The sequence below is a fragment of the Singulisphaera rosea genome (assembly GCF_054877945.1).
On the sequence record NZ_JBTYIP020000075.1, the window covers coordinates 1 to 2,107 of the forward strand.

General features: G+C 62.1%; 3 protein-coding genes. All 3 read left to right on the forward strand.

The genetic code is table 11. The features are described 5' to 3' along the window. On the forward strand, window positions 1-530 hold a 530-nt coding region (locus ACYOEI_RS40970), incomplete at its 5' end, for an IS66 family transposase (protein WP_462856458.1). Between the two features lie 797 nt (window positions 531-1,327). Then, window positions 1,328-1,651: a type II toxin-antitoxin system RelE/ParE family toxin gene (locus ACYOEI_RS40975; protein WP_462856460.1), complete on the forward strand. Its 324-nt coding sequence runs from the start codon at window positions 1,328-1,330 to the stop codon at window positions 1,649-1,651. Next, window positions 1,644-1,982, forward strand: coding sequence for a helix-turn-helix domain-containing protein (locus tag ACYOEI_RS40980; RefSeq protein ID WP_462856459.1), 339 nt, complete (start codon window positions 1,644-1,646; stop codon window positions 1,980-1,982). Before ACYOEI_RS40975 ends, ACYOEI_RS40980 begins: the two co-directional genes overlap by 8 nt. Window positions 1,983-2,107 lie beyond the last annotated feature (125 nt).

Consider the following 2,107-nt stretch of genomic DNA (forward strand, 5'->3'; position numbering starts at 1 on the left):
AGATCGGTGCGTTGTACCGACTCAATGAGGCCCGCCTGGAGGTACGTGCCGACGCGGTGGCCTTCGCCACGGCCGACGGCGCGTTGCGCGCGGCGGTGACGGCCTTCGGGGCCCGCGGCGAGACGGAACTCGGAGAGTCGGGGCTGCACCCGGCGCGACGGAAGGTGCTGGAGAGCTTGGGCAACCACTGGACGGGCCTAACGGTGTTCGTCGAGCACCCGGAAGTGCCGATGGACAACAACACGGCAGAGCGCGTGCAGCGCGGGCCCGTGGTGGGTCGGAAGAACTACTACGGCAGCGGGTCGGTCTGGAGCGGCCGGCTGGCGGCGCGGATGTTCTCGCTGTTCCAGACGCTCTGCCTGTGGGGTCTGAACCCACGCCTCTGGCTGACGGCCTATCTGCAAGCGTGTGCCGAAGCCGGCGGTCAGGCGCCGGTCGACGCGGAGCGGTTCCTACCGTGGAATCTCACGCCGGAAGAACGTCGCGCCTGGGGCTGCGACGAAGATCTCCCACCATCGGACAACTCATAGACCAAGCGGACAACGGTCGTCCAACGAACTCGAGTCTTGAAGCCTCTCGTTGGCCCACAGAGTGGCCTGAGTGAGGGTGCGCGCCGACCAAGGACGACGGGTTTACCGAATACTTACACAAAAAACAATATTTCCCTTTACTGCAAAACGGTTTACGTCGCGTTGACGCGGCATTGCGGACCGGGCATTAGCCGGGCTATGAGCGGTCCAGGGGTGGGAGGGGCGGAAGGGGCGGCGTGGCTCTGGCGGGGGCCTTCCGAGCGACCAACGGGAGCGATTCCCTAAACCCGCGATGCCCCCTTTTCCTTTTTCCCCCGTACCCCCGCTGGGGGCGGAGGGGGATAAACAGAAAGCGGGAGCGAAGCGACCATCACACATAAACAAACCGGCGGATTTCGCCCCCCACAGAGGATTGGGGCGAAATCCGGCCGGAACAAACAGCGGCGGGAGCGTAGCGACCCACCAACAGGCGACGGATCAGCGATTGCCATGACCGCAGCGAAGCGGAGGGCGTGGCAATCGCCCGTTGCCGACCTGCACCAGTGGGCGGGAGGGCGGCGAAGCCGGTCCCGAAGGGACGGGAGCGAAGCGGACCCCGAGAGCACGCGACCGGCGTAGCCGGGGTGGCCAAGGGATTGCCGGTGAGAGCGGGAAGACTGCCAAGGAATGAGGGACGGGCACCGGATCGCGGCTTGGCAGACGGCGTTTGACTCTATAGGAATATTCCTATAGAATAGGGAGCAAGCATTTTGGCTACGGACGACGATGAAACCCCGGTATTGCGGCCCCTCGTCTGGATGGGCAACGCGAAGCGGAACCTTCAGGCGTTTCCCAAGGGAGCACAGAAGCTGATCGGGGATGAGTTGCAACTGATCCAGTTCGGCGGCATGCCGAAGGACGCCAAGCCGTTCAAGGGCGTGGGCAGCGGGGTTTTCGAGATCGCCCTACGCTTTGAGGGCGACGCGTACCGGACGGTGCTTGCGGTGCAACTCGGGGAAAGAATCTACGTGCTGCACGCCTTCCAGAAGAAGTCAAAGAAAGGGATTGCGACCCCGAAACCAGATGTGGATTTGATCAAACAGCGATACAAAGAGGCGAAGGAGCTTGCGGAGCATGAGTAAAAAGGAACGGGAACCCATCGAATACGAAGAGGGCTCAGGCAACGTCTTCGCCGATCTGGGCCTTGAAGACGCCGATGAGCTTTACGCACGGGCACAGTTGGGATTCCACGTAAACAAGCTGCTCGTGGCCCGAAAGCTCAAGCAGCGGGAGATCGCCTCGCTGCTGGGCATCAAACAGCCGGAAGTATCGCACCTCATGAACGGCCATTTCAGCCGGTTCACCACCGACAAGTTACTGGAATTCCTCAAGCGGCTCGATCAAACCGTTTCCATCCACATCCGCCCGCACCGGCCGGGGGAACCGTATCAGGAAGTTGGATTTGGAATGTAAGCCTATGTTCCGCACATCCGCCCTTCATTTTCTCTGAATTTCTTTCGCCTGTACTCGCGATCGGTGCACTCAACGAAGACTCGCCGTGCCAGCCTTCGGCGGGCGCTGTCCCTATGGACCGTGGC